Origin of the sequence: Amaricoccus sp. B4 (genome assembly GCF_043226085.1) — a bacterium.
GTDB lineage: Bacteria > Pseudomonadota > Alphaproteobacteria > Rhodobacterales > Rhodobacteraceae > Amaricoccus.
This window is the reverse complement of sequence record NZ_CP171225.1, coordinates 3,009,499-3,033,670: the sequence shown is the minus strand read 5'-3', so window position 1 is coordinate 3,033,670 and position 24,172 is coordinate 3,009,499. Positions and strand designations below refer to the sequence as shown.

The following is a 24,172-nucleotide window of genomic DNA, read 5'->3' as shown; positions in this document are numbered from 1 at the left end:
TTATAAATCGCTCTTATATGAAGCATCCTGTCGACCTTCGGACCCTGCGGTCCTTCGTTACCGTTGCGCGTGAGGGCAATGTCTCGCGCGCGGCGGATGTGCTTTGCCTGACCCAGCCAGCGATCAGCCTTCAAATGAAACGCCTGTCCGAAAGCACCGGATTGACCCTGTTCGTCCGCACCGCGAAGGGAGTTGATCTGACGCAGGACGGGGCGGCGCTGCTGGTGAAGGCCGAACAGGTCCTCGGGGCGCTGGAAGATTTCAGCCAGACCGCGCGTCGGATGAAGGGCACGGTGCGCGGCACGCTTCGTCTCGGCACGGTGATCGACCCGGATTTCATTCGCCTCGGCCAATTCCTGCACGCCATGATCGCCGCAGCGCCTGAACTCCGGACCCAGTTGACCCATGGGATGAGCGGCGACGTGCCTGTGCGGCTTCTGCGCGGTGAGATCGATGTCGGCTATTTCCTGGGAGACCCGGCGGATGGCCCTTGGGTCGCCGGACAGGAGCAAGACAGCGCCGAGTCCGTTTTTAACCATGCGGTGCTGACCAGATTCAAGTATCGCGTCATAGCGCCCGCCGGCTGGAAGAACCGCACGGCAGGGCTCGACTGGAAGGAACTGGCGTCCTTGCCCTGGATCGGCACAGCCACCGCCTCGGTGCATCGACGTCTGCTTGATCGCCTGTTCGGGGAACTCGGCGTCGAGCAGAACGAGGTCGCGGTCGTGGACCAGGAGGCCTCGATGCTGGCCATGGTGCGCTCCGGGGTGGGCCTGTGCCTGTGCCGGGAGTCGATGGCCTTGTATGAGGAGCAGGTCCACGGTCTGGTGCTGGTGGACCGAGCCGCGGTCGAGACGACGCTTGGCTTCCTGTCGTTGGCAAGCCGCCAGGCCGAACCAAGTATTGAACTGGCTTTCGATCTGATCGCTAAGATCTGGAACCTGTGAAAGACCGGATGCTGAAGGGTCGCCCTAGTGAATGCGCCGTAGAAGCGTCGACGTCAGGCCATCCCCTCCGCCGCTTACCCCGGCAATAGCGTTCTCCCGTACGACTGCGGCCGGATTTTCTCTTTGTATTCTAGGTTCATGCGGGAGGGGCCGTTCACCACTCCTGCCGAGCAGAGGCTCGGAAGCGGTCTCTTGGGGCCGGCATTCCCCGGACCTCATGACTGCGCCGATTTAGTGGATATCTTGGAAACTGTTGAAGTGCGGAGCTTTCCCGAAACAACAGCTGACCACTTCGTCTCCAGTCGCCGCTCAAGTAGGTGGATCAGACATCGAAACGTTCGCCGGCCCGACTGCGAGCCGGTCTACATTTTCGAGTAACGGGAAGCGCTCCCACCCCGTCTCCGCGCGCCGCAGGAGGCACTCGGACGTTCGCCGGGTCGGCATAAGAGGGCGGAACCTCCGCCGAGGGGTAACGTGATCCCGAAATACGTCCTGAATAAAGTTCAGGCAACGGGCCAAACTCCCTTAATCCACCGAGCGACTGTCGGCGCCGGTCGCGGTCTGCCAACGGGACAACAGCATCCGATAGAATTGCTCTGCCGCCGGCGGTGCCTTGGCCTGTGGCACGCGAACCACACCGACGGTCCGGGTCACGGTGGGGTCTTTCAAAGGAACCGCGGAAATCAGGGGATGCGGATCGGCAGGTAGCGACATCCGAGGAAGCGCCGCGACGCCAAGACCTGCCTCGACCAAACCAAGCGATGTGGAGAGATGCTGGACCTCGTAATAGGGGCGTGGCCGGATCTGCGCGCCAGCCAGCGCAAGATCCATGATCAGCCGGTTGCCGCTCGCACGACCGACGGTGATGAAGCGGTGATCCGCCAGCTCGGCCCAGGTCACTTCGGTCCTGTCTGCCAGAGGATGATCGCGGCGGCAGGCGAGATAGAAGGGTTCCTCGATCAGCGGTTCGAAAGCCACCTCGGGGTCGTCAGTGCCCAGAAGCGTTATGCCGAAATCGACCTCCCGGTTCAGGACGCTTTGCAAGACCTCGTTCGCGCCGGCGTCGACGATGCGGAACCGGATCGACGGGAATTCCTTCGTGAATTCGCCGATGACATCCGGCAGGAAGTAGTAGGCGGCGGTTGGAATGCAGGCGATGCTGACCAGTCCGGACCTCCGCTCGGCAATCTCGCGCACCGAAAGAAGCGAGGTTTCCAGATCGTCCAGCAGTCGGCGCGCGCGCGGCAGGAAGTCGCGGCCGACGGCGGTCAGCGACACGCGGCGCGTTGTGCGTTCCAGCAGTTGAACACCCAGGGTCGCCTCCAGCTTCTGAATGCGCCGGGTCAGCGCGGGTTGCGACAGGTTGATACTGTCAGAGGCCGCGCGAAAGCTCTGCATCTCGGCGGTGGCGACAAAGGCCCTGAGGTCTTCCAGATCAATATTCATGCGTCAAACGCAATTATCGTTCAGATCATTGCATTTCACACATGCCATGCCGTCATGGCAAGGTTTTCTCATCGGGGGTCAGTGACCCGCCAGGGGAAAGCCAGAAATCATGTCCAGGATACCATGCGTCTTGATGCGTGGCGGTACGTCGCGCGGTCCATTCTTCTTGTCTTCCGACCTGCCCGCTGATCGAGCCGCGCGCGATGCCGTGCTGATCTCGGCCATGGGCTCGGGCCATCCGCTGCAGATCGACGGCATCGGCGGCGGCAATCCCTTGACCAGCAAGGTCGCCATCGTCGGCCCCAGCCAGCAGCCGGGCGCGGATATCGACTACCTGTTCGCCCAGGTGAACGTCGAACAGGCGCTGGTCGATACCGCACCGAATTGCGGCAACATGCTGGCAGCGGTCGGACCCTTCGCCATCGAGCAGGGGCTGATCGCGGCCAGCGACCCGGAAACCTGTCTGACCATCCTCAACGTCAACACCGGCAAGCGGATCGAGGCGATCGTGCAGACGCCGGGCGGCGCCGTCAGCTACGAGGGCGATACGGCCATTGCCGGGGTTCCCGGAACCGCCGCGCCGGTGCGCCTGGCGTTTCTTGACGCGGCAGGCTCGAAAACCGGGAAGCTGCTGCCGACCGAGGCATTGCGCGACCAGGTGCAGGGCATCGCGGTCACGCATTTCGACATGGCGGTCGCTGCCGTGCTTGCCGCCGCCGAGAGCTTTGGCAAGACCGGGCACGAAGCCCCCGCCGAACTGGATGCCGACCGTGATTTCATGACCCGGCTGGAATCGCTGCGGCTGGAAGCGGGGCGCCTGATGGGGCTGGGCGATGTCACCAACATGGTCATACCCAAGCCCATCCTGCTGGCCCCGCCGACCGAAGGCGCGACCATCACCGCGCGCTATTTCATGCCGCATGCCTGCCACACGGCGGTGGCGATCACTGGAGCCGTCTGCATCGCATCGGCCTGCTGCACGCCCGGCACGGTCGCCAGCGATCTGGCGGTGCTGCCCGAACCCGATGAACACGGCCGCAGGATGCTGGTCATCGAACATCCCTCGGGGCGGACGCCCGTCGAGATCGAACAGGACCCAGACACCGGCGAGATCCGCCGCGTCTCGGTCATCCGAACGGCGCGCAGGCTCTTCGACGGCTTCGTGCATATCCGTGACAAAGTCGCATAAAATATCACTCAGGAGGAGGAAACCCCATGAAACTTTTGAATAAACGCGGCCTTCGTTCAATGCTGCTGGGCGCTGTCGCCCTTGCCATGCCGATGTCCCTGCAGGCTCAGGACTTTGCCGGCGAGACCATCGAGTGGACCATTCCCTTCGGCGTCGGCGGCGGCACCGACGTCTGGGCGCGCTTCTTCGCCCCGCAACTGTCCGAGGCACTGCCCGGCAATCCGACGGTCGTCGTCCTGAACGTGCCAGGCGGTGGCTCGATCACCGGTGCGAACCAGTTTGCGATGCGCGCCAGCGACGACGGCCTGTCGATCCTGGGCACCTCAGCCTCGACACAATATCCTGCGATCCTTGGCGACCCGCGCGTGCGCTACGACTATGCGGATTGGACCGCGGTGCTGGCCTCGCCCACCGGGGGCGTCGTCTATATCGACCCGAAATACGGGGTTACCGGCCCGCAGGATATCGAGAAGCTGCGCGCCGAGGAAATCCGGTTTGCGAGCCAGGGCGCAACCGCGCTGGAAATGCCGGTCCTGCTGGCCTTCAAGATGATGGGGCTGAACATCAAGGCGGTCTTCGGCATGGAAAGCCGTGGCGCGGGCCGTCTGGCCTTTGAACGCGGCGAGGCGGGGATCGACTTCCAGACCAGCTCTGCCTTCATGAGCAGCGTGCGGCCGCTGGTCGACGGCGGCAAGGCGGTGCCCCTGTTCTCGCTCGGGGTGGTGGATGCGGAAGGCAATGTCGCCCGGGATCCGTCCTTCCCCGACATGCCGACCTTTGTCGAGTTCTACGAACAGGCAACCGGCGCCAAGCCCGAGGGCGAGGCTTTCGAGGCCTGGAAGGCGCTGATGCTGGCAGGCTTTTCGCTGCAAAAGATGCTCGTACTGCCCAAGGACGCTCCGGCTGAGGTCATCGCGGCCTACGGCGAAGCGGCCAAGACCATCGTCGAGGCGCCCGATTTCCGCGAGCGCGCGGGCGAAGAGCTGGGCGACTACGACCAGCTTGTCGGCGCTGAAGCCGATGCGGCGCTGAAAGAGGCGCTGACCGTCGATCCGGCCATCCGCGAGTTTCTGACGAACTGGCTGGCGGAAGATTACGGCGTGAAGATGTGACCTGACGGGCGGGGTCAGCGGCCCCGCCCCAAAACAATTGGGAGGAAATCGAAATGTTTGATATCGCGCTTTCGGCGCTGGGTCAGGTCATGTCCGGAGGGCATCTGTTGTTCCTCGTCCTGGGCGTGTGCGTCGGCCTGGTCGTCGGCATCCTGCCCGGCCTTGGCGGGATTGCCGGCATGTCGATCCTGCTGCCGTTTCTCTATGGAATGGACACGGCCTCGGCCCTTGGCATGCTGATCGGCATGGTCGCGGTCATTCCGACGGGCGACACCTTCACCTCGGTCATGATGGGGATCCCCGGATCCAGTGCCAGTCAGGCGACGGTGTTGGACGGATTTCCCATGGCCAAGCGCGGCGAGGCGGCGCGGGCGCTGTCCGCGGCGTTCACCAGTTCGCTGATGGGCGGGGTGATCGGTGCGGTGGTCCTGTCCTTCGCCATCGTGATGGCACGACCGCTGGTTCTGTCCTTTTCCTCGGCTGAATTGTTCATGCTGACCATCTTCGGCCTGTCGATGGTGGCAGTCCTCTCGGGGCGCAGCCTGACCAAGGGAATTGCCGCGGCCGGGATTGGCCTGGTCATCGGTTCGATCGGCACCGCGCCCGCGACGGGCGAGGCGCGCATGACCCTTGGCATAGACTACCTTTACGACGGTGTGCCTCTGGTCGTCGTCGCGATGGGCCTCTTCGCCCTCCCCGAGGTGATCGATCTGCTGAAGCGCGGCACCGCGATTTCCGAAAACACGGGTCTTGGTGGTGGCTGGGGCAAGGGCGTGCGCGATGTGCTGCGCCATCCCTGGCTGGTCGCCCGCTGCGCCAGCCTTGGGTGCGTCATCGGCGCGTTGCCCGGCCTTGGTGGCGCGGTCGTCGACTGGATCGCCTACAGCCATGTCGTGCAGACGAGCCGCGACAAGTCGCAGTTCGGCAAGGGCGACGTGCGCGGCGTGATCGCGCCTGAATCGGCCAACAACGCCTGCCAGGGCGGCGCGCTGATCCCGACGCTGCTCTTCGGGGTTCCCGGCTCAGGCTCGATGGCGGTCTTTCTCGGCGGCATGGTTCTGCTGGGCATCCAGCCCGGCGTGACCATGGTCGAGACGCAGCTGGACCTGACCTACACGATCATCTGGTCGCTGGCGCTGGCCAATGTCGTCGGTGCCGGTATGTGCGTGATGCTGGCCCGCCCGGTCGCGCGGCTGACGCAGGTTCCCTTCGTCTATCTGGCGCCCTTCATGGTGATGATCGCCATGTTCGCGGCCTTCCAGGCCTCGCGCTCGATGGCCGATCTGGTCGCGCTGATCCTGATGGGTGGGGTGGGCATCTACATGCGCCGCTTTGGCTGGCCACGCCCTGCGCTGCTGATCGGTTTTGTGCTGGCGCCGGGGGCCGAGAACTACCTGTATCAGGCAGTGCAGTTCTACGACTGGGCCTGGGTTATGCGTCCGGGCGTCATCATCATCGCGCTGATCACGGTCGTATCGGTCTTCCTCGGCTTGCGCTTCGGCGCCGAGATCTCCAGCGAGGGCGAAAGCGACACCGCCGACCAGCAGACCCGTGGCCGCCAGCTCGCCTTTGCTGGCGTGCTGTTCCTGGTTGCCGCGTATTGCGTGTTCGAGGCCGCTCAGCTCAGCTTCCTGGCCATGATCTTCCCGCTGACCATCGGCATCCTGGCGCTGATTGCGTCTCTCGCTGTGATCCTGCGGATCCGGTCGGGGCGTGTCGCCGAAATCCATGATGACGACGCCAGCCTGACGGTCGCCGGGAAATCCTCGGGGCGCGAGAAATATCTGGCGGTCTTCGCTGGACTGGTCGCGCTGATCTGGCTGATCGGCTTCTTCCCGGCGATGGTCGTCTTCTTCCCGACCTTCCTGATCGTGGCGGGCAAGGCCCGACCGCTGACTGCCGCTGCGATGACCGCCGGGGCCGTGGGCTTCATCGGCCTGATCACCTGGGCCATGACCCTGCGCCTGCCCGAAGGTTTGCTTGGCCAGATGCTGTTCTGACGAAACGTCAAACCATCCTGCGGTTGCCCTGATCCGCGACCGCAGGACCACCATTCCCCGACGAAGGACATCAACATGCAACTCACCGGAATGCTGCATGGCAGCAAGCTATTGGATCATGTCGGGTTTCCGACATCCGAAATCCTCGGCCCCGATGCCAGCGAAGACGATATCCAGAGCCTGATCAACCGCCACGGGCTGATCTTCATCAAACCCCTGTTTCGCGGCGGGGTTGGCAAGAAGGGCAAGGCCGGGCTGATTGGCAAGGCCACCGATCTGAAGACCGCCCTGGCCGAGAAGGAACGGCTCTATTTCGCCGAGCACCGCCACGGCAATGCCTATGCCAAGGCCAACGGCGTCACATTCGAGGCCGGCGTGCCTGCCGAACACGAGGTCTATTTCTCGGTCACCGACGATACCCGGTATCGCGCCCCTACAATGACCCTGACCCATCGCGGCGGCATTGATATCGAGGAACTGGACAAGGGCGATGTGGCCACCGTGCCCTTCGATGCGCTGACCGGTCTGAAAGCCTTCGTGGTGGCCAATGCGCTCAGCGACATAGGCGCCCCGCGCGAGATCATCTCGCCACTGGTGCAGCACCTGCCGAAACTGTGGGAACTGATGCACCATTACGGCATGACCACGCTCGAGCTGAACCCGATCCGCATGCGCGTGGACAAGGGTGGCCGTCTGACCCCGGTGGCCTGCGATTTCAAATGCGGGTTTGACCGTGACGACCCGCGCGTCAGCCGCCTTGGCCTGCCCAATCACCTGTTCGCCTCGGACATCTCGGCTTTCGAGCAGGAAGTGAACCAGCTCCGCACCCACCAGGGCCAGTCGGATGTCTTCGTCATCAATGAAAGCGGCACAATCCTCGCCCCGACCTTCGGCGGCGGTGCGAACAGCCTCGTGACCGAGGTGCTGGGCGACGCGGCGATCATCTCGTCCGATTTCGGCGGCAACCCGCCCTACGAGAAGATGAAGGCGGTGGCCTCGATCTGCTACCGGCATTTCCTGCAGCAGACCAACGTGCTCTTCATCATCGGCGGCAAGTCGAACAACACCGACATCCATGAGACCTTCCGCGGCATGGGCGATGCGCTCCGCGAGCACTTCGCCACCCATGGCCCGGTGCCCTTGTATGTGGTCGTCGGCCGCGGCGGGCCGAACCTCGTGCGCGGCATGGGCAATCTCGCGGAAACGCTCGACAGCCTCGGCGTGCCCTACCGCTTCTTCGGGTTCGACAGCGCGATTTCCGAAGTCGTGAGCTATGCCCGCAAGATTGACGCATGGATGCGCGAGGGCGGACGGCAGCAAATCGCGGATGCCATGGGCATTCGGACCGCAGCGTGATCGGAGGACAGGATATGTATCGTCAAGGCATCGAGGAATTCCCCTATTATCTGGGTCTCCGCTCGCTGGCTGATATCGCCACGCCCGAGGACCGGGTCTGCGTGCTGAACATCATGGGCGGCGAAAGCCGGCAGGTGACGCCGACCAGCCACGCCTTTTCCGGTGGCAATGTGGTCTTCGGCACATCACCGGGGCGCGCCGGCCAGGTTCTGAAGACGGCCGCGGGCGACATCCCGGTCTTCAACAACGTGCGCGAGGGGCTCAAGGCCGGGCACGCCTTCAACACCGGCGTCATCTACCTGCCGCCCTCGGGCGTGCGCGACGGCGTGGCCGAATTGATCCGCGTGAACCCCTATCTGGAAAAGATCGTCATCATCACCGAAAAGATCGCCATCCACGATGCGCGCGAGGTCCGGGCGATGGCGCAGGCCAACGGCATCGACGTCATCGGTGGCAATTGCCTGGGCGTTGCCGACAGCTGGAACCGGGTCAGGATCGGCGGCGCGCTTGGCGGCGATCACCCCGAGGAATCGCTGATCCGGGGATCCATCGCGATCTTCTCGAATTCGGGCGGCTTTACCACCACCATCGCGCAGTATCTGGCGACCGAAGGCTGGGGCACGACGACGCTGATCTCCAGCGGCAAGGACGTCTATATCAACTACGGCGCGCGTGACTTTGCCTATGCCTTCCAGAATGACGACCGTTCGGCGGCGGCGGTCCTGTATGCCGAGCCGGGCGGTTACTACGAACACGACATCGACTGGCAGAAGCCGGTCGTGGCCTGCGTGGTCGGGCGCTGGAAATCGCGCCTGACCCGCGCGGTCGGCCATGCCGGCGCAATGGCCGGTTCCGGCGACAAGGCCGAGGACAAGGAGGGCTGGTTCATCGACGCCTTTGGCAGCGGCGGCATCTTCACGCCCGAGACGCCACAGTATGTGTCGAAGAAAGGTGCGGTCGTAACCAACATCGCCGATATTCCCGCGGCGCTGACCGCCGTGATGGCGTTGAATGGCACGCAGCCCGATTTCGCGCCGCGCGGCAATCTGGCGTTGAAGACCTGGATCGCCAACGATCAGGGCTTGCAACTGCCGGCCAATCTGGCGCTGGCCCCGGTGACGGCGCCCGAACCCTATGCAAAACAGATCGCGGCGCTGGACAGCCAGATCGGCGCCGTGGTCGCGCGCCAAACGATGAAGGACAAGTCCGGCGCCTCGATCATGGATCCGAAGTCACGGGTGACCAGCGTCCATGGCCACAGCGTCCTGGATCTGGCGCTTCTGCCGCTTGAGGCGAACTTCGCGCTGCCGCTGGTGCACGAGATTGCAGGCCCGAACGACCGCGCGATGCTGGACGTGGCCGTCGCCGCTGAGGTCAATCTGGTCGGCGATCCTATCCTGATCGCCGCCGATGCCGCGCGCGAGGCCGGCAATTCGCCCAACAGCGTCATGGCGGCGGCCGCCGCGATCGTCGGTCCTCGCCGGGTCGAACGGGCGCTGGCCTGCACCGATATACTGATCGAGTTGTTCGCCCATTCCGGGCTGAAGGACGGCCGCGATGAAACCTTCGATACCAGCGGCGTCACGATGGATGATGACAGCCGGGCGATGTTCCTGGCGACCGATGACGAAGCCGACGATCCCCGGCCCGAGGCCATGCTGGCGGCGGTTCAGGCGCGCGGCGGCACATCGGTCTTTCTGACATATCTGTCGGGCTTCGGCGAACGGCTGAACCGCGACGCCATTCTGGCGGCCATTGCCCTGACCATTTCCTGGGGGCCCTTGATGCGCAAGCGGATCACCCGGCTGACCGCCCGCACGCTGCCCTGGTATTTGCGCCTCTACGGCGTGATGGTCGGGGCCTCGATCCCCGGCCCGCATCACCAACATGGTTCGCTTTGCGGCATCCCGCGCGAAGAGCGTTTTGACCAATGGACCATGGCCGATCTGTGCTATCTGGCGATGACCGGCAAGCGCCCGGCCAAGGCCGAGGCCGAGATGTTGCAGGTGCTGGTCGGATTGCTGATCTCTAACGGTCCCGGCTCGATCTCGGCGCAGGGCGCCAAGGGCGCTGTCGCCGCCGACGGGCCGCAGACTCCGGACCGGGTGCAGATCAACAAGGCGATGGTCGGCTTTCTGACCCATACCGGCTACAGCCATGGCGGCAACGGGTTCGAGGGCATGGCATTCCTGCTCGAACAGTTCAGGGACAGCGGGCTGACCGATCCATCGGATCCCAACCACGGGCTGGACCTGACAGCCATGGCCCGCGAATTTGCGCTGCGCTACAAGCAGGACAAGCGGCAGGCCAAGGAACAGGGCGCCGAGGTCCGCGCACTTCCCGGCGTTCATCATCCGGTCTTCAAGGGCAAGCCGGTGAACCACGACCCCCGCGAGGTCTTTATCGCCGAGTTCATGGAAAGCCGCGGCCGCTACAACGTGTTCCACGCCTTCTATCGGGAACTGGTACGGCAGCTGCACGAGGTCGGCGCCACGCCCTATGTCTTCTGCGTGAATGTCGATGCAGTGATCGCCGCGATGATGCTGGCGCTCTTGTGGGACGACTACCGGTCAGGGCGTCTCGTGGATCGCGATCTGGAAACGGCTGCCTTCACGGTGTTCCTCTATGGCCGGATGATCGGCTCGGCGGCGGAAATCGACGATCACCTGAACCGGGGAAGAAACATGGACACCCGTACGCCAGCGTCACAATGCGCGCACGTCGTCTGATCCCGTACGCCCGAAGCGTCAGCCGGCCATCCGCACCGTCGCGATGCCGGCCGACACCAGCCCCGCCGGAGACATCTTCGGCGGCTGGCTGATGAGCCAGATGGACCGCGCGGCCGCGACGCCGCGATCAGCGTGGAGGGCATGACGTTTCATTGCCCGCTCAAGGTCGGCGACGAGGTTTCGCTCCAGGCCGAGCTGGAGCGGGCCGGCGAGACTTCGATGCAGATCTGGGTCGCGGCCTGGCGCCGCGAGCACAACGCCGAAGAGCGCCATCTCGTGACCGAAGCGAGCTCCACCTTCGCGTCCTTTCCAACGAATGTGGGTCGCGTCTGGTGCGGTGGTAGCCTGAACGTGCACCATCAGGCGATCTGAAGCCGTGCGATAGGCCCCTGCATGGCGAGATCCGGCTGTCTCGCGGCACACGGCGCGGAAGACCGCTTTCATCTTTGCGTTGCAGCGGTCGCCGCCTCGGCTGAAAGGGCGGCAGGGGCGGTCAGTTGAAGCTATCATATGGCGTCACCCACTCCACCGGAGGCGGCTTCAGTTCTTGCGCCAGCGTCAACCTCGGCCCCTGCTTCCCGTCCAGGATCGCCACGCATCCGGCGCCTGCGGCGTCAACCGCATGGCCCGCGCTATGTAAAAGGGGCGCGATCCCGCTCGATACTCCCGGCGCGCGGCTTCGGTTCAAGGCAGTCCCGTTTCCATTCGGTCTGCAAACTGCACGGCACCACAACAAACTGAACACGCTCAACCCCTCCCGGTCGGCCGCGCGACCCGTGCCTCAAGGCCGGGCGGGTCTCGCCGACATGCCGAAGGCAGATACTGCTGCAAGAATTCGGGGCAAGACCTCGGATAAACGTTCCGCCATTCGTGGCAATTGGCCCGGGCATGAAGGGATCGCATCCGTGCTCGTCACGATGCGTATCGCAGGGTCAAGACCCGGGGATTTGTTTTGCTGACACTCTTGTCCGCCGGTCTCTTTCAGTCCGCCGCCCCTGGGGCGGCCTTGCCATGACCACATCGCCAGTCGGTCGGCGACATGCCAGACCAGCGGCGGAAGGCATGTGTGAAAGCACTGGTATCGGCAAAATCCAGCGCCAGGGCGATATCGCGCATCAGAAGCGGGGTCAGCGAGAGAAGTTCGCGGGCGATGGTGAAGCGCACCTCGTCACGCAAGGCAGTGAAGCTCGTTCCCTCGCGCGTCAACGCGCGGCGCAGGCTGCGCGGATGCAGGTGCAGATGCGCGGCGACGTCGTCCATGCCCGTCCGTCCGCTGATGAAGGCGCTGCGCAGGGCATGGCGCACCATTGCCACCTTGCCCCAGGGGGCCGAGGCCGCCCGCCGTGCAATCTGCGCCAGTGCCGCATCATGTCTTCCGCGGTCGCGATCAGGCAACGGCACGGCGGCGGCGGATGGCGGCAGGAAGATGCAGGTCTGGTCCTGACCATAACGCACCGGGCATCGCGCCAGAGTCCGCAGCGGCGCCGGGTCGGCAGGGGCCGGCCGCATCGACCATAGCTCGACCGGTTCCACCCGCTGTTCCGTCAGGATCGAGAGCAGCAAGCAGCCGATCGCCAGCACCGTGTCATGGATCTGGATGGCGCCCACTCCGGCCGGATCGTAGATGCCGTAGCCACAGGCGAATTCCTCGCGCGTGCGATAGGTATAGACAGCAGCGCCGGTGCAGTTCCAGATCTGCAGCAGGGCATAGTCGTTCAGCGCCTCGCCAAGCGTCGAGGCATGGCGCATGACCTCCCCCGCGGGGCCAAGCGAGGTCAGGCTCTGGCGCCGCCCCAGCAGGATGCCCAGATCCTCCCGACCGCTCAGCGCGGCCGCCCGGTCCAGCACGGTCAGGACGGCGGCATAGGGAAGGAACCTGTCGGGAACCAGATCGGCCGCAGCGATCCCCGCCCCGTCCAGCACGGCGTCGAGGGGGGTTCCAAGTTCGGCCAGCAGCGGCGGCAGATGGGTGAGCGCGGTGCCGCGCTGCAGGTACCGGAAATGCGAGGCAGTCATGGCCCGTCTATGTCCTCCGGAACCAAACCCATCAAAACGAAATGCGCCAAGGCTTGCGCAATGATCTGATGACCGGAAAGGCTGGTTGTCTGCAAGAGCCGGCCCCGGAGCAGACGCGACGAAGGGCCGGTCTGACGCCTCAAAAGCCTGCGTGCCGGGAAGAGAAACCTTGGGTCGAGCCGAAGGGCATCCGGGTGAACCTGCTCAGAGCAACAGAAGCGATCGCCTCGACGCGGGACGCCCCCCTGGCCGCGGAGTTCGCCGGCACGGCGGGCCGCTCGCTGCCCCGGGTCTCAAGGGACCGGTCGGTGACAGGGTTCGGCGCCCCGCGTGACACCCGGTCTCCTGAGGACTGGCCGTTCACCGGACCGACCGACCCGGGCCCTTCCGGGAACGATCCGCACGGCCGGACCTTTGAGAGGGCCGGCAAACCGCCGGGGCTGGCCGGAGCCTTCGAACACCTCAGGCATTCGTCCGCCCCGGTGAGCCCGCCCTGCGGCTCGAACGATTGCGTCGCGGATCAGGAGCTGCATATCTCGGTGCCCGAGGGCTATCACTGGCCTCCGCAGGAATCGGTTCGCAACAGCAATGACGCTTGCCGCAACACGTCCCGAAACCGATCGCACCGCACTTTTCGCGGCGCGCACCGTCCACCTGTATCTGCAGCCGGAGATCATATACATGCGACGTCTTCGAGCCATCCCGGCGCTTGCCATCCTGTCACTGATGGCCGCGCTCTCTTCCGCCTCGGCACAAGAGGCCACCCCCCACCGCCGCATCACCCGCTGGAAAAGACCATCGGTCAGGCCCGCCCCGAGATCGTGCCCTCGCTGATCGTGATGAACAGCCAGGGCGCCGTGCTTGCCGATGGCCAGCTGACGCTGAAAGGCATCGCCGGCAACTCGATCGTCTTTGCCGACCGCCCGGTGCGCTCGGCCGGCCATGCGCCGACCTCCGTTCTGCTGGATGAATGGAACCCCGACTATCCCGACAGCTTCTATGCCGATCCGCCCAATGCCACCGTCTCGGTCTTCGGCGAGAGCGAGAAGGACGTCTATGACGCGGTTGTCGTGCTGAAGAACCCCCAGATGTCCGGCCCCGATCTGACATTCGATGTCGACGTGCTGGAAGGCGATCTGACCGGAGCCACGGGCGCGGCCGCGATCTTCATCGACATCATCGGCCGGCCACTCACGCCGCTGTCCTTCGCCGGGGTGGCCCGCCGCACCGCCCTTCGGGGGGCCTTCTATTCCGCCGGCGCGGCGGAGCCCTACTACGGCGGTTACGGCCCCTATTCCGAACCCTGCGGCTATGGCTCCTACCCGCCCTGCCGCGACTGATCCGCGGAGGCCCCGCCGGCAACGGGCGGGGCCTTCTCCTTCGTCCTGGTCAGCTGCACCGCACGAAACGGCAGCGGTGTCCCGGATTCGGCAGCCGAGCCCCGGAGCGCCACCCAACCGAAGGACGATGACGTGGCAGCCTCCTTTCGGTGACGGTCCCCGGCGAAATCCGGGGACAAGCTGCGCCGGGTGTTCCATCTCGCGACGGTCGGCCCGCGCGACCAGCCGTTCCGGCGCCGACCAGATCGCCCAGGCCGCGCTCCCGGCAGGAAGCGGGCAGGACTTGGTCGCGGTGGCGCACATGATCGGAATGGCCCGCATGACACCGGCGGTTCCAGCTCGCCGCAAGCTCTTCAACCTCGCGGCTGCCAGCAAGCTGCACTTGCCCCGCCGCCTCGTTCAGCCGTCCCGGGTGAGCCGGCGCACCCAGTTCGCGGCAAGGATCGTGAGGCCAAGCGACAGCACCGCGCCGAGGCCCAGCGCCTGCACCGGGGTGAGCGAGGGAAGCCCGATCGCGCGGCCCATCAGCGCGAGCATGAAGACGTTGATCGCCGCGGCACCGGTCACAAAGGGATAGAGGAGCGCGCAGAGAAGAAGATATTTCAACTCTGCGCCTCACGACGTGCCGCTGCCCCGGAGAGGCCGGCGGCAATCACCTCCGGGATGACCCGCCAGGTGCCGAGCGGATCGAGCAGAAGGCCGCGATATCCGGCAGATGCAAGCGCCTCCGGCACGTCCACGACCACATGGCCGTTCCGGGCCGCGAAGAAGGGCAGACAGAGCCCGTCCTGCGCCTCGACCGCAGCATCCCGAAGGCGCGGCGCCTCATCGACGTAGCCGGTCAGGATCCGCGCGAACCGCCCGTCCTGCCTCAGTGCATCGGCCACCCCCTCGGTAACGCGCTTCGGGTGCGGATCGCTCGGCGATCCATGCGCCGCGATCAGAACCGTGGTTGCCGCCGGATCGAGCCCGACGCCCGCCGCCCGTTCCGCAGCATGATCCGACATGAGACGCGGAAGGGCGGGATCGAGCCCCAGTGGCGGCAGCACCTCGCATCCCGCGCCCCCCGCCGCGGCCAGCCGGTCCGGCAGACGGGTGCTGACGAACCAGCCATTGGTCATGAAGAGCGGATAGACGAGTGCCCTGCCCCCGAACGTGAGGAGCGCGGCGGCAAGGGCGCCCGGCGCCGCGAGGGTCGCACTTCCGACCCGCCAGCCCGGAAGCCGTTCTGCCACCTGCGCTGCAAGCGCGGCCAACGCCTTCTCCGCGCCATCCGGCGCCGAGGGTTGGCCATGGGATACGATCAATGCGGTGTCAGTGACTGGTGCCATCAGCGAAGGTGATCTTGTTCCAAACGTTGTATTTTCCCGAGGGCTTGCGCATCGGGATGCGGCGCAGTTCCTCGAGCGTATGCGCATCATAGACGATTACTGCGCCATCGTCGGCCCAGATGCTGAGCAGAGCATGCCCACCCGAGCGGTCGAATTCCACATGGGCCGCCGTGGCGCCGGGAACAGGGCGCAGCGTCTTCACGATTTCGAGGCTCTGCTTGTCGATGACATGCACTGCATCCCGGTTCGGCCCGAAGAACACATCGGCCCAGAAGTAGCGGCTCTCGGGATGCGAGCGCAGGAAGAAGCCCGGCCCCGCCGTCTCGATGGTGCAGACGACCTCCCAGCTCTCCATGTCGATGATCGAGAGCTTCGCCTCCTTCAGATGTGGCGTCGCCATCACCCGCCGCCCGTCCCGGATCCAGGAAATGCCCGAGCCGAGATGGGGAAACCCCGGCAACGGCAGCTCCGCCACTTCGCGCCCGACGGTGAGATTGACCACCACGCCCCGCCCGCCCTCGCGCGACGCTCCGATCAGGAAGCGGTAGTCGGGCGAGAAGAAGAAATCGTCTATAGGCTCGTCGATCGGGATCCGCCGCCGCGCGAAGAGCCCCGTCTCGACGGCGAGCGCCTCCTCCATGCCCGCCTCGTAGCTGTGAACGAACCCCTCATGCACGGGCGGCCCGGTCTCGACGGTCGACACTTCCCAGATCTCGGCCGCATCCTTCAGCGCGAGGATGAAACTCTGGCGCTCCGGCGCCTGATAGACCGCGGAAATCCGCGACGGCACGCCGTCCCGGTCCGCGACGTCGATCACCCGCGCTGCCGTGAGATCCCCGGCGTCGAGAAGCACGAGCGTGGCGGGCAGGTAGTTCGCCACGGCGATCCAGCGGCCATCTTCGGAGATCGCGATGTTGCGGCTGTTGAGTCCCGCCCGGATCCGCCCCACCTCCTGCAGCGACCAGAGATCGTATTTCTGCACCCAGCCATCGCGGGACATGATGAACACATGGCGCCCGTCGGGCGTGAACTTCGGTCCGCCATGCACGGCAAAGGGGGTCGGGAAATGGTCGAGCACCTCGAAACTGTCGCCGTCGAGCACACTCACATGATGATCGCCCGTCTCCACCACCACGAAGAGGTTCAGCGGATCGCCCGCGAACACCGGCGCATCCGCCGCCGCATAACCGGCGTTGAGCGCCCGCGTCGCCGCGATCTCGGCCGCACCCCAGGCCGGCACCTCCGCCACCGGCGCCGTGACGAACGCCGCGAGCGCCGCGATCTCCGCCTCGGGGAGCGTCTCGCCGAAGGCCGGCATCTGCGTCTGAGCCCGGCCGTTCGCGATCACCGCGCCCAGATCCGGGCCCCGCATGCGCCCGAGTGTCTCGGGAATGAGCGCAGGTCCGATGGCTCCGAAGCGGTCGGCGCCGTGACAGGCGGCGCAATGCTCGGCATAGAGCGCCGCGGGATCGGCCCTGAGCCCGGCTGCCAGGATCAGGCCAAGGATCAGCGCGCTAGGAAAAACGATGCGCCGGATCATGGCTCTTGCCCCGGAATGGTGCGACTTCGAGACGCGGCTCCGCCGTTGCCACGCCAATCTCCCCGTCTTCGAGAAAGCAGGCCGGATCCTCGGCCCAGGGATCTCCGGTGAGCTGCAGGGCGCGAATGCGGGTATTGCCGCCGCAGACCGCGCGATAGGCGCAGGCGCCGCAGCGCCCCTTGAGCGGGCGCGGCCGCTGGCGCAGGGAGGAAAGCATCGGATCCTCGCCGGTCCAGAGCACGGAAAAGGGCGTCGTCTTGACGTTGCCGACGGTATAGTCGGACCAGTAGGTATCGGGATGCACCCGGCCCTGCGGATCGATGTTGGCGACCCCGAGCCCCGCCGAATTGCCGCCCCAGGCCTCGAGCGCCGCCCGCAGCGCCGCGACCCGCTCGGCCGGGAACCGCTCTTCCGCCCAGCGCAGGAACCAGACCGCATCGGCATCGTTGTTGCCGGTCACGATTTCCGGCCCGGTGCCGTTCAGTGCGGCCCGGTAGGCGCGCTCGACCAGCAGCGCGATCGCCTCCCGGCTCCGCCGCAGCTCGGCATCCTCGCCCCGGTGCTTGTCGCCGCGACCCGCATAGACGAGATGCGAGAGATAGAACTTGTCGATGCCTTCCGCCTCGCAGAGATCGAGCATCTTCGGCAGTTCCGCCGCGGTATCCTGGGTGATGGTGAAGCGCAGCCCCACCTTGACCCCGCGGGCGAGACAGTCGCGGATACCCGCGAGGGCTGCCTCGTAGGCGCCCTCCTTGCAGCGGAACCAGTCGTTCATCCCGCCGATCCCGTCGAGGCTGATACCCACGTAATCGAAACCGATCTCCGCGATCCGGTCGGCAACCGGCCCGGCCAGCGAGGTGCCGTTGCTCGAAAGCGCGAGATACCGGCAAGCCGTCCGCGCCTTCTCCGCGATCTCGAAGAAATCCTTCCGCATCAGCGGCTCGCCGCCCGAGAGGATGAGGGCTGGCAGCCGCAACGTCTCGAGATCGTCGAGCACCGCCATCGCCTGGGCAGAACTGAGCTCGCCCGGAAACGGCACATCCGCCGAGCTCGTGTAGCAATGGCGGCACTGGAGATTGCAGCGGCGGGTGAGGTTCCAGATCACCACGGGCCGCACCGGCCCGGACCGGCGGCGCGGGCGCGCCGTGGTGCCATGGACGAGATCGTGCATGTAATGCGAGAGCCGGAACATCACGTCTCCTTTCGCGACAGGCGCAGGCCGGTCTTCTTGAGGATGCGGGTCGAATAGAGAATGTCGTTCGCGCGGGCCGCCGGCCCGAGCAGCACCGCGATGCGCGCGCGCTTGGCCTCGACCTCCGAACGGTCCCGGCCATGGACCATGGCGAAGAGATTGTAGGGCCAGCCCGGCATCGCCCGCGGCCGGAGATAGGCATGGCTCACGAAATCAAGCGCCCCCACCGCCGCGCCGAGCTCCGAGGCGACTGCATCCTCGAGATCCCAGACCGTCATGCCGTTGGCGGTCATGCCGAGCGCATAATGGTTCGGCGCCCCCGCGATCCGCCGGATGACGCCGCGCTCCTGCATCACCGCCATCCGCTCCAGGACCTCGGCCTCCTCGAGCCCGAGCTCCTCGGCGACGGCGGCGAACGGCCGCGGCACCAGCGGCAGCCCGCCCTGGGTCGCGGCGATGATCCTGCGGTCGGTCTCGTCGATCCTCATGCCGCCACCCGGAACCGGATGAAGAATTCCTCGAGCTTGGGAAAGCGCAGCACCATGATGCCGGTCTGCCCGGTGATCGCCTCGGCCACGCGGACGATGTCCTCCGGCGTCTCGGTTGCCAGCACGAACCACATGTTGAGCCGGTGGGTGCGGGCGTAGTTGTGCGCGACCTCCGGCCAGGCGTTCACCTGCCCGGCCACCGCGTCGAACCGCTCCTCCGGGACCTCCATCGCGCAGAGACAGAAGGCGCCGCCCATCGCGGCGGCATCGTAGAACGGGCCGAAGCGGGTGATGACCCGCTCCGCACGCAGGCGCGCGATCCGCTCGAGCAGCTCCTCCACCTCGATCCCGAGGCTGTCGGCGAGCCCGGCGAAAGGCTCGGCCACGATTGGCAGCCCGTCCTGGATCGCATTCAGGATGCAGCGGTCAAGGCCGTCGAGGATGGGTTGGTCGCGCATCATGCCGCGGCTCCTTCGCCAAGAGAGATGAGAGCGCCCCGCTGCCGAAAGCAGCGCAGGCTGAAGAGGATCTGCGACGGGCAGCCGTCGAGCCGCGCCGCAGCCTCGGCCTGGCCCAGCGTCGCCAGCGCATCCTCCCGGCTCCGCGCATGGATCATGCAGTAGAGCCGGTAGGGCCAGTCCGGCCCGGCGCACCTCCTCTCATAACAGAGCGTCACACCCGGCATGCGGGCCAGCCTCGGCCCGGCCACCGCGATGCGCGCCTCGGGCGCATCCCAGACCACCATCGCATTCGAGGTCCAGCCGAGCGCCCGGTGCCGCACGATCACCCCGAGCCGTCCGATCACACCCGTCTCCAGCAACGCGCCGATCCGTGCGATCACGGCGGCCTCGCTCCGGCCGCAGCTCCGGGCGAGCGCGGCATAGGGCCGCGTCGTGATGTCGAGCCCCTCGCAGAGCCCCTGCAGGATCGCCGCATCGCCCGCCTGGACCGCCTCGCGCCGGAGGGGACGCGGCGCGGGGGGCGGAGCGGCGCCATCGAAGGAAAAACCCAGATCGACGTTGAACGGCCGGACCAGCGGCAGATCGAGCACCCGGAGCCCGGTCCGCCGCGAAATCCGCGCCAGCGCGGCATCCACATGCGCCCGGTCCGGGCCCGTCGCCACGAACCAGAGGTTCCACGCATGATCCCGAAGGTAGGAATGGTTCACCCCCTCCTCCGCATCGATGACCGCCGCAACGGCCTCGATCTCCGCCGGCGGCGCGGCCATCGCGGCGAGCGTGCTTGCTCCGGCGGTGTTCGGCCGGCAGGTGCCGCCGAGCCGGCTGATGAACCCCCGCTGCCGGAGCCGCCGCAGGTGCCCGACCACCTCCGCCTCGCCCAGCCCGAGCGCGGCGGCCAGCACCGAGAAGGGCCTCGGCTCGAGCGGAAAATCCCTCTGCCAGTTTTCGAGAAGCCGCCGGTCGATCGGGTCGAGATCCATGGCCATCTCCCTAGAGCCCGGTGCGATGCGCGCGCGCGGTGAAGAAGATCCCCGACGGGCTTTCGGCCGGGATCTCGGCGATCTTCTCGAAGCTTGCGGTGTCGTAGACATCGATCCGGTTCGCATCGCGCACCGAGATCCAGACCTCGTTGCCCCGCGGCGCGAACTCCATGTGCAGCACGGCCGGCCCGGGCTTCAACTCGTGCACGATCTCGCCAGAAAGCGTGTCAATCACCTGCACCGTATCATTGTCGGGGTGGGCGAAGTTCACCCAGACCTGACGCCCGTCGGGGCGCGCCACCGCGAAGACCGGCTGGCCATGCACCGCTGTCCGCCCGACCTCCTCGAAGCTCCGCGCATCCATCCAGAGCACCTCGTGCCGCCCGATTGCGGGCAGCGCGAAGCGCTCGCCAGCCAGAGCCCAGCCCTCGAGATGCGGCATCTTGTAGACCGGAAGCGCCGGATCGTCCTTGGCATAGCCGTCGAGAATGCGCCGCGCCCGCAGCGGCTCCTGCCAGAGATCGATCTCGGCCAGCCCGTCCTCGCCGAAGAGCCCGGCGATATAGGTCCGGCCATTGGCGGTCACCAGCGCATCATAAGGATTGGCCCCGATCCCGGTGATCTTCGTGATCGCAGGCTCCGGGCCGCCGGAAAAATCCGCGACCCAGGTCTCGCCCGCATCCCAGAGCGAGAAGACGAAGCGCCGCCCCGGCACATCCACAAGGCCGAGCGTCCTGGAGCCTGTCGGAATGTCCGCCACCGGCGCGAGCGTCGCGGCATCGAAAACCCGCACGCCGCCGGGCTCGTAGTTCGAGACCGCCACAAGCGTGCCGTCGTCCGAGATCGCCCCGCCGATCGAATTCCCCGCCTGCATCACCCGGCCCACGATGTCCTGCGTCAGGATATCGACCTTGGTGAGCCCGCCGTCGCGCCCGAAGACGAATGCATGGCGTTCGTCCGGCGAGAAGACGACCGACGCATGCGACAGATCGCCCAGCCCCTCCACCCGGCCGATCGCGGCATGCTCGGATCGGTCCAGCACCAGGAGCGAGCCCGTGGTCCGCTCGACGGCGACGCCGAGATCGCCCGTCCCGCGCAGCTCCGCCGCCGCGGCGGGGAGGGCCAACATGAGCGCAACGATCAGGGTTCGAAGCATCATTCCTCGTCCTCCAGCAGATACCTGGCGATCCAGTCGGCATCCTCCGGCGAGATCAGCGGCCGCCAGGGTGGCATGGCCGTCCCGGGAATGCCGTCGAGGATCACCGCCGCCAGCCCTTCGGGTGTCCGGGCCGCAAGCGCCGCGGGCCGGATGTCCGAGCCGAGCCCGCCCGCAAGCGTAATTCCATGACAGGCCCCGCAATCCTGCCGGACCAGCGTCTCGAGCTCGGCCGCCCGCCCCGGCGGCAGACCGCTTGCCGCCGCGGGCACGGTCGCCGCCGCGAGCAGAAGGGCCACCAGCCGCTCAGGCATGACCCCCGACCCGCATGAGACCCGGAAAAGCCGCGAGCCCTGCGGCCATCTCCGCCGCGGGCTGCCGCAGATCGACCACGCGCCCGATGACAAGCAGCGCCGGCGCCGCAAGCCCCGCCTCTGCCACGACACCCGGAACGTCCCGCAGCGTCGCCGAGACACAGGTCTCCGCCGCCATCGTCGCCGAGGCCACGACGAGCGCCGGCAGGTCCGGGGGCATCCCGTGGGCGATGAGCTGCGCCGAGATCACCGGCAGGGCCGCGAGCCCCATGTAGACCACGAGCGTCGTGTCCGGATCGGCGAGACCGGCCCAGTCGAGCGCGAGCGGCGCGCCCGCGCGGACATGCCCGGTCACGAAGCGGACGCCGGTCGCATGGCCCCGATGGGTAAGCGGCACCCCAAGCGAGGCCGCCGCCCCCGCCGCGGCCGTGATCCCCGGCACCACATCGACGGCAATGCCCGCGGCCCGAAGCGCCGCAAGCTCCTCGCCGCCGCGGCCGAACACGAACGGGTCCCCGCCCTTCAGCCGCACGATGTCATGCCCCTCGCGCGCGAGCTCGATGAGAAGCGCATTGATCTCGTCCTGCGGCACCGGGTGGTGGTCCGGCTGCTTGCCCACGTCGATCCGCCGCGCCCGCGCCGGAACGAGCCCGAGGACCGCGGGCGAGACCAGCCTGTCGTGCACCACGATCCCCGCATGACGGATGAGCCGGTCGGCCCGCACGGTCAGCAGCTCCGGATCTCCCGGTCCCGCCCCGACCAGCCAGACCCGTCCCGGCGGCGGCGGAAGCGGGCCGCCCCGCCGCGCGCTGAGAGGTTCCGCCATCAGTAGACGTCGGCCCTGGTGTTGTAGACGTTGAACTTGCCGGTCGGCGTGATCAGGCGCTCGTCCTTGATTACCTTCTTCATCTCGAGGGTCTTGTCGTCCACCACGACGATCGCCGATTCCCTGTCCTTGGAATTCCAGACCGAGAACCAGATCTCGTTGCCCTCCTCGTTGAACTCGCCCTGCACCACGCGCGGCTGGCCCTCGGCAATCCCCGCCCATTCGCCAATCGGCAGCACGGTGTATTCCGGCTCCTCCTGAGTCAGATCCGAGACATTGAAGACCGCGACCGAAGCGGAAATTTCCGCGTCCGGGTTGAGGGGCGTGTCAACGTAGATGTGGTTCGAGGTCGGATGCGTCTTGATGAAGAGCGAGCCGCCTCCGAGCCCGTAGAGATGCTGCACCACCTTCCAGGCATTGTCGGGATGACCCTCCGGATCGGTGCCGATGAGCGAGATCGTCTCGTCACCCAGATGCGACGTCGCCCAGACCGGCCCGTAGACCGGGTGATCGATGTTGGCGCCCCGGCCCGGATGCGGCGTCAGCCCCCCGGTTTCCACCAGCCCGGCAAGCTTGCCCTCCTTGGTGTCGATCACCGCCACCTTGTTGCGCGCGTTGGCCGCCACCAGGAAATAGCGTTTCGTCGAGTCGAATCCCCCGTCATGCAGGAAGCGCTCGGCCTCGATCTCGGTCACCTTGAGGTTGCGGATGTCGGAGTAGTCGACAAGCTGGATCTTGCCCGTCTCCTTCACGTTCACGATGAACTCCGGCCGGAAATGCGAGGCGACGATCGAGGCCACGCGCGGCTCCGGATGATATTCCTGCTCGTCGTAGATCATGCCGCGGGTCGAGACGATCTTGAGCGGCTCGAGTGTCGCACCATCCATGATGACGTATTGCGGCGGCCAGTAGGACCCCGCGATGGCATAGGTGTCCTCGAAACCCTCGAACTTCGAGGTTTCGATCGAACGCGCCTCCGAACCCACCTTGATTTCGGCGACGGTCGAGGGCTCCTCCATCCAGAGGTCGATCATGTTGACCTTGCCATCGCGCCCGATGACGAAGAGATAGCGCCCCGAGGCCGAGATCCGGCTGATATGCACCGCATATCCGGTGTCGAACACCCGCACGATCTCGTAGGTCGCCCCGTCGATCAGCGCGACCTGGCCCGCGTCCCGCAGCGTCACCGAGAACAGGTTGTCGAGCTTGAGGTCGTTCATCTGCTTGGTCGGGCGGTCCTCCGGCGGCACCACGAGATCCCAGCTCGCCCGCATGTCTGCCATGCCGAACTCCGGCGGCGCCGGCGGCTCGATCAGCAGGTAGCGCGCCATGAGATCGACCTGATCTTCGCTCAGCTCGCCGGACGTGCCCCAGTTCGGCATGCCCGCGGGCGAGCCGTAGGTGATGAAATCCTTGAGGTAGTCGTAGCCGTTCGAACGCGTGATGTCCGTGGTGAGCGGCTTGCCCGTCGCCCCCTTGCGCAACACCCCGTGGCACCCGGCACAGCGCTCGAAATAGATCGTCGCGGCCTGATTGAATTCCTCTTGCGTGATGACGGGGTCGTCGGGCTTCAGCCCGGGGATCTCGACCTCGATCTGGCCCAGCGTCGTCGCGCTGAAGACATATTCGTTGGCCGGGGAATCGCCGTGTCCTGCGGGCTTCTCTTCCTGGGCGTAGAGCGCGTTGGCGGCCATCGTCACCGGCAGGACGAATCCTGCGAGCATGGCGGTCTTGCGCAACCTGGGCGAT

Annotated in this window: 22 protein-coding genes; 8 read left to right on the top strand and 14 right to left on the bottom strand. The window is 66.3% G+C overall.

Features of this window, described 5'->3' with window-relative positions:
* Nucleotides 1–17 precede the first annotated feature (17 nt).
* Nucleotides 18–947 (top strand): LysR family transcriptional regulator, encoded by a 930-nt coding sequence (locus tag ACF66B_RS14600; protein WP_111432055.1) that lies wholly within the window; start codon nucleotides 18–20, stop codon nucleotides 945–947.
* A gap of 525 nt (nucleotides 948–1,472) precedes the next feature.
* On the opposite strand, the gene ACF66B_RS14595 is transcribed toward ACF66B_RS14600, so the two are convergent.
* Nucleotides 1,473–2,393 (bottom strand): LysR family transcriptional regulator, encoded by a 921-nt coding sequence (locus ACF66B_RS14595; protein ID WP_111432054.1) that lies wholly within the window; start codon nucleotides 2,391–2,393, stop codon nucleotides 1,473–1,475.
* A gap of 109 nt (nucleotides 2,394–2,502) precedes the next feature.
* Between ACF66B_RS14595 and ACF66B_RS14590 the strand changes: the two genes are divergently transcribed.
* The 5 genes from ACF66B_RS14590 (at nucleotide 2,503) to ACF66B_RS14570 (ending at nucleotide 10,779) form a co-directional block, all read left to right on the top strand.
* Nucleotides 2,503–3,582, top strand: coding sequence for a 4-oxalomesaconate tautomerase (locus ACF66B_RS14590; RefSeq protein WP_111432053.1), 1,080 nt, complete (start codon nucleotides 2,503–2,505; stop codon nucleotides 3,580–3,582).
* A gap of 26 nt (nucleotides 3,583–3,608) precedes the next feature.
* Entirely contained in the window at nucleotides 3,609–4,694 is a 1,086-nt protein-coding gene (locus tag ACF66B_RS14585) for a tricarboxylate transporter (RefSeq protein ID WP_111432052.1), read from the top strand.
* Nucleotides 4,695–4,747: 53 nt separating this feature from the next.
* The gene (locus ACF66B_RS14580; protein ID WP_111432051.1) at nucleotides 4,748–6,694 is read left to right on the top strand and encodes a tripartite tricarboxylate transporter permease; all 1,947 of its coding nucleotides are present in this window, start codon (nucleotides 4,748–4,750) and stop codon (nucleotides 6,692–6,694) included.
* A gap of 75 nt (nucleotides 6,695–6,769) precedes the next feature.
* Nucleotides 6,770–8,050, top strand: coding sequence for an ATP citrate lyase citrate-binding domain-containing protein (locus ACF66B_RS14575; RefSeq protein ID WP_392663067.1), 1,281 nt, complete (start codon nucleotides 6,770–6,772; stop codon nucleotides 8,048–8,050).
* The gene (locus ACF66B_RS14570; protein WP_392663065.1) at nucleotides 8,047–10,779 is read left to right on the top strand and encodes a hypothetical protein; all 2,733 of its coding nucleotides are present in this window, start codon (nucleotides 8,047–8,049) and stop codon (nucleotides 10,777–10,779) included. The genes ACF66B_RS14575 and ACF66B_RS14570 overlap by 4 nt, the downstream gene beginning before the upstream one ends.
* A gap of 18 nt (nucleotides 10,780–10,797) precedes the next feature.
* Here the strand turns inward: ACF66B_RS14570 and ACF66B_RS14565 are convergent, their stop codons facing one another.
* Nucleotides 10,798–10,932, bottom strand: coding sequence for a hypothetical protein (locus tag ACF66B_RS14565; RefSeq protein WP_392663062.1), 135 nt, complete (start codon nucleotides 10,930–10,932; stop codon nucleotides 10,798–10,800).
* Between ACF66B_RS14565 and ACF66B_RS14560 the strand changes: the two genes are divergently transcribed.
* Nucleotides 10,921–11,151, top strand: coding sequence for a hotdog domain-containing protein (locus ACF66B_RS14560; protein ID WP_392663059.1), 231 nt, complete (start codon nucleotides 10,921–10,923; stop codon nucleotides 11,149–11,151). The genes ACF66B_RS14565 and ACF66B_RS14560 overlap by 12 nt on opposite strands.
* Before the next feature lie 609 nt (nucleotides 11,152–11,760).
* On the opposite strand, the gene ACF66B_RS14555 is transcribed toward ACF66B_RS14560, so the two are convergent.
* Nucleotides 11,761–12,795, bottom strand: coding sequence for an AraC family transcriptional regulator (locus ACF66B_RS14555; protein ID WP_111428978.1), 1,035 nt, complete (start codon nucleotides 12,793–12,795; stop codon nucleotides 11,761–11,763).
* A gap of 821 nt (nucleotides 12,796–13,616) precedes the next feature.
* Here ACF66B_RS14555 and ACF66B_RS14550 point away from each other — a divergent pair.
* Nucleotides 13,617–14,135, top strand: a complete 519-nt coding sequence (locus tag ACF66B_RS14550; RefSeq protein ID WP_111428979.1) for a hypothetical protein — start codon at nucleotides 13,617–13,619, stop codon at nucleotides 14,133–14,135.
* A gap of 399 nt (nucleotides 14,136–14,534) precedes the next feature.
* Here the strand turns inward: ACF66B_RS14550 and ACF66B_RS14545 are convergent, their stop codons facing one another.
* Genes ACF66B_RS14545 through ACF66B_RS14495 form a run of 11 tightly spaced genes read right to left on the bottom strand, consistent with a single transcriptional unit; the run spans nucleotide 14,535 to nucleotide 24,147 of the window.
* On the bottom strand, nucleotides 14,535–14,741 hold the full coding sequence (locus tag ACF66B_RS14545; protein WP_111428980.1) for a hypothetical protein: 207 nt from the start codon (nucleotides 14,739–14,741) through the stop codon (nucleotides 14,535–14,537).
* Nucleotides 14,738–15,466 (bottom strand): cobalamin biosynthesis protein CbiX, encoded by a 729-nt coding sequence (locus ACF66B_RS14540; protein ID WP_162683191.1) that lies wholly within the window; start codon nucleotides 15,464–15,466, stop codon nucleotides 14,738–14,740. Before ACF66B_RS14540 ends, ACF66B_RS14545 begins: the two co-directional genes overlap by 4 nt.
* Nucleotides 15,450–17,006 carry a nitrite reductase gene (locus tag ACF66B_RS14535; protein ID WP_111428982.1) on the bottom strand — a complete coding sequence of 519 codons (1,557 nt, stop codon included), beginning with the start codon at nucleotides 17,004–17,006 and terminating at the stop codon, nucleotides 15,450–15,452. Before ACF66B_RS14535 ends, ACF66B_RS14540 begins: the two co-directional genes overlap by 17 nt.
* Nucleotides 16,981–18,198 (bottom strand): heme d1 biosynthesis radical SAM protein NirJ, encoded by a 1,218-nt coding sequence (gene nirJ / locus ACF66B_RS14530; RefSeq protein ID WP_111428983.1) that lies wholly within the window; start codon nucleotides 18,196–18,198, stop codon nucleotides 16,981–16,983. The genes ACF66B_RS14535 and nirJ overlap by 26 nt, the downstream gene beginning before the upstream one ends.
* Nucleotides 18,198–18,686 carry an AsnC family transcriptional regulator gene (locus ACF66B_RS14525; protein WP_111428984.1) on the bottom strand — a complete coding sequence of 163 codons (489 nt, stop codon included), beginning with the start codon at nucleotides 18,684–18,686 and terminating at the stop codon, nucleotides 18,198–18,200. Before ACF66B_RS14525 ends, nirJ begins: the two co-directional genes overlap by 1 nt.
* Nucleotides 18,683–19,144, bottom strand: coding sequence for an Lrp/AsnC family transcriptional regulator (locus tag ACF66B_RS14520; RefSeq protein ID WP_111429506.1), 462 nt, complete (start codon nucleotides 19,142–19,144; stop codon nucleotides 18,683–18,685). The genes ACF66B_RS14525 and ACF66B_RS14520 overlap by 4 nt, the downstream gene beginning before the upstream one ends.
* The gene (locus ACF66B_RS14515; RefSeq protein ID WP_111428985.1) at nucleotides 19,144–20,127 is read right to left on the bottom strand and encodes an AsnC family transcriptional regulator; all 984 of its coding nucleotides are present in this window, start codon (nucleotides 20,125–20,127) and stop codon (nucleotides 19,144–19,146) included. Before ACF66B_RS14515 ends, ACF66B_RS14520 begins: the two co-directional genes overlap by 1 nt.
* Before the next feature lie 10 nt (nucleotides 20,128–20,137).
* Nucleotides 20,138–21,283, bottom strand: a complete 1,146-nt coding sequence (locus ACF66B_RS14510) for a cytochrome D1 domain-containing protein (RefSeq protein WP_392664874.1) — start codon at nucleotides 21,281–21,283, stop codon at nucleotides 20,138–20,140.
* The gene (locus ACF66B_RS14505) at nucleotides 21,283–21,597 is read right to left on the bottom strand and encodes a cytochrome c (RefSeq protein WP_111428987.1); all 315 of its coding nucleotides are present in this window, start codon (nucleotides 21,595–21,597) and stop codon (nucleotides 21,283–21,285) included. Before ACF66B_RS14505 ends, ACF66B_RS14510 begins: the two co-directional genes overlap by 1 nt.
* Entirely contained in the window at nucleotides 21,590–22,423 is an 834-nt protein-coding gene (gene cobA / locus ACF66B_RS14500; protein ID WP_111428988.1) for a uroporphyrinogen-III C-methyltransferase, read from the bottom strand. The genes ACF66B_RS14505 and cobA overlap by 8 nt, the downstream gene beginning before the upstream one ends.
* Nucleotides 22,423–24,147, bottom strand: coding sequence for a cytochrome D1 domain-containing protein (locus ACF66B_RS14495; RefSeq protein ID WP_392664871.1), 1,725 nt, complete (start codon nucleotides 24,145–24,147; stop codon nucleotides 22,423–22,425). The genes cobA and ACF66B_RS14495 overlap by 1 nt, the downstream gene beginning before the upstream one ends.
* Nucleotides 24,148–24,172 lie beyond the last annotated feature (25 nt).